The organism is Pseudoalteromonas sp. S554, from assembly GCF_005930865.1.
GTDB lineage: Bacteria > Pseudomonadota > Gammaproteobacteria > Enterobacterales > Alteromonadaceae > Pseudoalteromonas > Pseudoalteromonas marina.
Genome location: NZ_PNDV01000038.1, coordinates 92,479 through 99,032 on the forward strand (window position 1 = coordinate 92,479; position 6,554 = coordinate 99,032).

The following is a 6,554-nucleotide window of genomic DNA, read 5'->3' on the forward strand; positions in this document are numbered from 1 at the left end:
TTAAATCTATCAAATCTACTGCGTTTCTCATACAAAAACCGACATTTAAACGTCAATTTTTAATCTTGGTTGATAAAACCAACAATTTCAGGACCAAATTCTTTAATTAAGCGATTCCATTCAACCATTGGCATTCTTACATCTAGTAGCCAATTGCCTTGTTCATCAAATCGCTCTTCATGCACCGCATTTAAGCTAAAAAGTGAAGCCCTTAAACGCCCGTATAAAGGGGTTAATAAAAGCGTTTCACTAAACATTTTTTTAGCAAGCAACTCGCTAATGGCTTCGCTTAGTAATTCACACCCTTCACCCGTTTGTGCAGACAACCATACTCTTATAGGTTGACCTTCACTATCTCGATCAATACGCGGAGCAACATTATCAAGCGCATCAATTTTATTATAAATTAATAGCTGTGGAACGTCATCGGCTTCAATTTCTTTAAGCACAGATTGCACTTGTTCAATATTTTCTTTAATTCGCGAATCAGCAGCATCTATTACGTGTAACTGCAAATCGGCTTCACGTGTTTCGGTCAATGTTGCTTTAAATGCAGCCACTAAATCGTGAGGCAAATGACGGATAAAACCCACGGTATCGGCTAAAATCACTTGACCAACATCACCCAACTCCAGTTTACGCAGTGTTGGGTCAAGCGTCGCAAAAAGCTGATCGGCAGCATAAACCTCAGAATCTGTAATACGATTAAATAATGTAGATTTACCCGCATTAGTGTAACCAACTAACGACACCGTTGGAATTTCATTACGGTTACGCGCGCGTCTACCCTGCTCACGCTGGACAGCCACTTTTTGTAGTCGTGCACGAATACTTTGAATACGTACGCGCAGTAAACGCCTATCGGTCTCTAATTGAGTTTCACCAGGTCCACGTAGACCAATACCACCCTTTTGACGCTCAAGGTGAGTCCAACCTCGGATCAGCCGAGTAGACATATGACGAAGTTGTGCCAATTCAACCTGCAATTTACCCTCATGGGTACGTGCACGTTGAGCAAAAATATCAAGAATAAGGGTCGTTCTATCAAGCACACGGCACTGACAAACGCGCTCTAAGTTGCGTTCTTGTGACGGTCTGAGTTGATGATTAAAAATAACGACATCTGCATTGTGGATTTTGACAATCTCAGCTATTTCTTCTGCTTTACCGGTACCGACGAATAGTTTCGGATGTGGTGCTTGACGGCTGCCTTGCACAACCGCCAAACTACTAACACCAGCAGAAGATACCAACATCTCTAATTCATGAAGATCTTCACGATCCCCTTCTTTAGGTAAGTCGATATGAACTAAAATTGCCTGTTCGCCGGATTCATAGCGGTCAAACAAGCATTACGCTCCTAATTAAAAGTTTCCAGCTTCTGGTTCTTCAGTGTCATCGCTCCCTTGAACACCTTGGAAGTTGACTGCGCGAGCAGGTACAACTGTTGAAATTGCGTGTTTGTAAACCATTTGGTTTACCGTGTTTTCAAGTAAAATAACAAATTGATCAAATGACTGGATTTTACCTTGTAATTTTATGCCATTAACCAAAAAGATTGATACCGGAATGCGCTCACGACGTAGTGCATTCAAAAATGGGTCTTGTAACGATTGGCCTTTTGCCATGTTATTCTTCCTTCGTTCTAGGTGTTATTATAATTAAGTGGCTGAACTCATTTAATAAAGCTAAATCATATCCAACTACTACTAGCTTAGCGAACTTACTACATGATGCAAGTTTTCTTCATCGCCGGTTGTTAACCAAGTAACATCAGGCCAACTTCTCAACCAAGTTAATTGACGTTTAGCCAATTGCCGGGTTGCTGCAATACCTCGGAATACCATTTCATCATGACTTACTTCACCCGCAAGGTAATCCCACATCTGTCTATAGCCCACACAACGAATAGAAGGCATATTGTGATGTAAATCTTTACGTAGATATAAGGCCGAAACTTCATTTTCAAACCCCTGATCTATCATTATTTTAAACCTTTCTTCAATTCGTTGATGTAATTCACTTCGCTCTTGCGGCGCGATGGCAAATTGATGAAAAGTATACGGTAAAGGTGGCTGCTTTTGCTTTTGCAGTTCAGTCATTGTTTTACCGGTTAATCGATATACCTCCAGCGCACGGTTAATTCTTTGGGAGTCGTTTTCACTCATTTTTTGTGCCGCTTGTGGATCTATTTTTACGAGTTCTTGATACAAGTGTGGCCAGCCAAACTCACTAGCCTCTGCTTCAAGTTGAGCCCTTATAGCTGGGTCTGCCTCAGGCAGAGGCGATAAACCGTCAATAAGTGCCTTGAAGTACAGCATTGTACCTCCAACTAATACAGGTACTTTACCTTGTTGATGAAATTCATCAATTTTTTTTATTGCATCACGTCTAAAATCTGCAACAGAATACGTTTCACTCGGGTCAAGCAGATCAATAAGATGATGTGGAGCGCGAGCCAATTCTTCTGAATCAGGTTTTGCAGTGCCAATGTCCATACCTTTATACACTAATGCTGAATCGACGCTGATTATCTCTGTATTTAAATGCTCGCACAAAGAAATAGCCAATGCTGTTTTACCTGCAGCAGTGGGACCCATTAAAAATATAACTGGTAATTGACTCAACACGAACACCCTAATTTAATTGCGCTAAATACTGACTTAGCTCTATTTTAACTGCTTTTTCACGCAAGCGTTCAATAGTTTGCGCATTATTTTGTAAGCGCATTTGTTGAGTTATAAATACGTTGCTAGCATAAAAGCGCGGCGGTATACATTCGGCCTGCCATTTTAACCAATCTTCTATGTTCTCAAACTGCCTTTTACACGCGCTTAGTAACTCGTTAACAGCATTACTTACATCAAGTAAATACAAACATGAAGGCAGCTTTTTAACCATGACAAACTGCTTCTCTATCACCAATTCAAAGCCAAGCAGCGTGAACCACGATTGCTGCCCTTCGATTAGCAAACAGTCTTCTTTTGATAAATTAACCCTGACAGGTAATAACAATGCTTTACCTTCAAGGCTACCTTGCTCTTTAATTTGCTCATGCCAATCATCAACTATGGCGTATTTAAAATGTGAGCAAAATAGCTGCTGCTGCGCACTAAAGACACAGTTTCCATCATGCAAACTAATAATAGACACCATACTCACAGCACTTTGATCAGGTACTGATGAATCTTGCTGAGTGGTTTGCGCCACGACATCAAAGTGAGCAGCATGTTGTTCACTCACTCCCTGATAAAACGCATTCACGTCTTGATGGTTTGCACTTGATGATGCTCTGTATTCGCCACCACTACTTTTCGCACCAGCCGTACTTGAACTTGAACTACCTGAGTAATTTGGTTGTAACTGAGATTTAGGATAATCGTAACCGCCGCTAGTCTCATTTTTAGATGTCGACGGATGCATGGCATGAGTAAATGCAGGTAAATGATCATCAGCTGTCGTTACCGCTTCATTGTTAAACTCACCTTGCAATGGCACCACAACTTGCTTGATGGCTTGTAAAATAAAGTCATGTACTAAGCGACCTTGATGAAAACGTACTTCATGCTTTGCTGGGTGTACATTTACATCAACTTGGCGTGGGTCAATATCAATATAAATTACAAACCCTGGTAGCTCTTGTACCCCACTAACTTCTTCAAATGCCTGACGAATAGCGTGTAAAATGAGCTTATCGCGCATCATACGATTATTTACATACGTGTACTGCGTTGTATTTACAGAGCCTACCGGTAAAACCCAGCCATGTAGTTGAAGCCCTGCTTCCCCTGATTGAATATGAAGTCCTTGCTCTGCAAACGCCTTACCTGCAACTTGTGCAACGCGAGTTATGGCGTGAGCGGGATCTGTTTTGGCGCGGTATTGCCTAACTACTTTTTCGTTATGAGTCAGCGTAATCGATACATCAAACCGGCTAAGCGCTATACGCTTAATGAGCTCATCAATATGGGTAAACTCTGTTTTTTCGGTACGTAAAAATTTGCGCCGTGCAGGGGTATTAAAAAATAGATCTTTAACCTCAATGGTGGTGCCATCAGGGTGAGCAACCGGCTTAACTTGCACAGCCATATCACGGCCTTCTGCAAATGCTTGCCAAGCAGCGTCTTGAGTCTTTGGTTTGGAGCTGAGGGTTAATCGCGATACTGAGCTAATTGAAGCTAATGCCTCGCCCCTAAAACCTAGTGAGCAAATATTTTCTAAATCATCAAGCGACTTTAACTTACTTGTCGCATGGCGAGAAAGCGCAAGTGTGAGCTCTTCTTTACCTATACCCGAGCCATTATCACGAATACGAATAAGCTTATGGCCACCACGCTCTATCTCTATTTGAATACGAGTAGCGCCAGCATCTAGGCTATTTTCAACAAGCTCTTTTACTACCGACGCTGGACGCTCAACCACTTCACCTGCGGCAATCTGGTTGGCTAAACGGGCAGGTAGTATTTCAATATTCATGATATTTCCTAGCAAACTGCGTGCAGATTTATGTAATTAACTCTGTGGTATGTCGAGCTCTTGACCAATAAAAAGCGTGTTTGAATTTAGTTTATTTACTTTTTTTATTTTACTTATGCTGACCCCATAACGGCTTGCCAACATACTTAAAGATTCACCTGGGCGTACTTTATGTTTTGTAGGGTATTGCGACTTTAATTTTGCAAACAACGAATCATCTGGTGGGTTTTTCAAATAGTAATTTTTAATTGAAGTGAACATAGCCTTGGCTAAACGCTCTTGATGATTTGCACTTTTCAATAATTTTTCTTCTCGCGGGTTAGATATAAACCCCGTTTCGACCAAAATAGAGGGAATATCTGGCGACTTAAGAACCGCAAGGCTAGCATGTTGCGGGTCTTTTTTATGAAGCTTTGCAACTTTTCGTAGCTCTTTAACTACTTCTTCTGCAACGTTTAAGCCGGTTTTCATTGAATGATCCATCGACATATCAAGTAATGCTTGCGCTAAGTATTTTTCGTTAGCCGCATCTTTCATTACATCGGCTGCACCACCGAGTAACTCGGAATGTTTTTCTTTATCTTCTATCCATTTACCTATTTCAGAATTAGCTCTTCGTAATGATAATACCCATACCGATGCACCATTAGGACCAGGGCTTGTAAATGCATCTGCGTGAATAGACACAAAAAAGTCGGCTTTTTTCTCTCGTGCTCTGTTTGTTCTCGTATTAAGTTTTACAAAGTAATCGCCACTTCGTACCATACGCGAAATCATGCCCCGCTCAGCGTCTATCATTCGCTCAAGACGCTTAGCTATTTGCAACGTAACCGTTTTTTCATACGTGCCTGATGGCCCTATTGAGCCAGGGTCCTCTCCGCCATGCCCCGCATCGATAGCAATTACAATATCGCGTTCTTGGCTAAGTTGACGTTTTTTTGCCGCTTTTTGTGCAGGTGAAGCCACTGGTTCTGGTTCACTTTTATTATATAAATCGACCACAAGCCTATTTTTGTATGGACCAGTAGGCGCAAGCGCAAATAGCACTGGTTTTACGGGTGCGCTTAGCTCAAATACTAAACGAACGCTTTGCTTATTTTTGGGCTTTGAGTAACGTAATTTGCTAACAATTTGGTGCTTAGGTGGCACACCGGGTAGTACTTTAAGCTCTTTGGTGTTTTCTAGGTCAACCACTAAGCGGCTTGGGTTTTTTAGCATAAAATAACTAAAATCGGGTTTATCGTCTAAATCAAATACAACGCGTGTACTATCTGGAGATGGCCACACACGCACACTATTTATCGTGTTTTGTGCCCACAAAGAAAAGCTCATGATGAAAATCATAAGAGAAACTGAGAGTTTAACTGCGCCTCGATTCATTTGATAATTACTGCCTTCACTATTTTATTATTTATTTTTTTAGTTTATCGACAATTGCTGCACCACGTTCACTGGTACTTTTGAACACAATTTTACGCTCGTCACCTACATAGCTTAGCGTTATATCTAAATCGGGTACAGGAATAAACTCCCCCCCCTTTTCTGGCCACTCAACAACACAAATAGCCTGCGGTGAAAAATAATCGCGTATACCCATAAATTCAAGTTCTTCTGGATCACCTAAGCGATACAAGTCAAAGTGATAAACGTTTGCACGGTCAAGCTCATAGGGTTCAACTAGTGTATATGTTGGACTCTTAACTTTACCTGTATGACCAAAGCCTTGCACCACACCACGTGTAAACGTTGTTTTACCAGCGCCTAAATCACCATGTAAATAAATCACAGCACCTTGCTCAATAATTGCTGCTACTTGCTCACCCATTGCAACAGTTGCAAGTTCATCATTTAAGTGAGATTCAAAACTACGGGTCATTATTACCTCAAAATTAACTTAAAAGCGCATATTAGCTAATCATACCAGATTATTTATTTATGGCGATAAATTGAAGTTTCAGGCATAAAAAAACCGGCAAAATGAAGTGACCCCAATAAGTTGGACTCATTTCTAAGCGGCAACCAAGGCCTGATTTCGATATTGTATCGGACTCAGGCCTTTTAGTTTTAGCTTAATGCGT

Annotated in this window: 6 protein-coding genes; all 6 read right to left on the reverse strand. The window is 41.1% G+C overall.

Annotated features, from left to right (window positions below):
* Positions 1-59: 59 nt before the first annotated feature.
* The 6 genes from hflX to tsaE all read right to left on the reverse strand — a co-directional run bounded on the left by hflX (position 60) and on the right by tsaE (position 6,352).
* Positions 60-1,349 (reverse strand): ribosome rescue GTPase HflX, encoded by a 1,290-nt coding sequence (gene hflX / locus CWB65_RS10095; RefSeq protein ID WP_008128385.1) that lies wholly within the window; start codon positions 1,347-1,349, stop codon positions 60-62.
* Positions 1,350-1,364: 15 nt separating this feature from the next.
* Positions 1,365-1,628, reverse strand: coding sequence for an RNA chaperone Hfq (gene hfq, locus CWB65_RS10100; RefSeq protein WP_006791241.1), 264 nt, complete (start codon positions 1,626-1,628; stop codon positions 1,365-1,367).
* Between the two features lie 81 nt (positions 1,629-1,709).
* Positions 1,710-2,627: a tRNA (adenosine(37)-N6)-dimethylallyltransferase MiaA gene (miaA, locus tag CWB65_RS10105; RefSeq protein WP_008128382.1), complete on the reverse strand. Its 918-nt coding sequence runs from the start codon at positions 2,625-2,627 to the stop codon at positions 1,710-1,712.
* Between the two features lie 10 nt (positions 2,628-2,637).
* Entirely contained in the window at positions 2,638-4,476 is a 1,839-nt protein-coding gene (gene mutL / locus CWB65_RS10110) for a DNA mismatch repair endonuclease MutL (RefSeq protein WP_138740509.1), read from the reverse strand.
* A 36-nt stretch (positions 4,477-4,512) separates the two neighbouring features.
* Positions 4,513-5,808 carry an N-acetylmuramoyl-L-alanine amidase gene (locus tag CWB65_RS10115; protein WP_008128378.1) on the reverse strand — a complete coding sequence of 432 codons (1,296 nt, stop codon included), beginning with the start codon at positions 5,806-5,808 and terminating at the stop codon, positions 4,513-4,515.
* 79 nt (positions 5,809-5,887) lie between these two features.
* The gene (gene tsaE / locus CWB65_RS10120) at positions 5,888-6,352 is read right to left on the reverse strand and encodes a tRNA (adenosine(37)-N6)-threonylcarbamoyltransferase complex ATPase subunit type 1 TsaE (RefSeq protein WP_008128374.1); all 465 of its coding nucleotides are present in this window, start codon (positions 6,350-6,352) and stop codon (positions 5,888-5,890) included.
* Positions 6,353-6,554 lie beyond the last annotated feature (202 nt).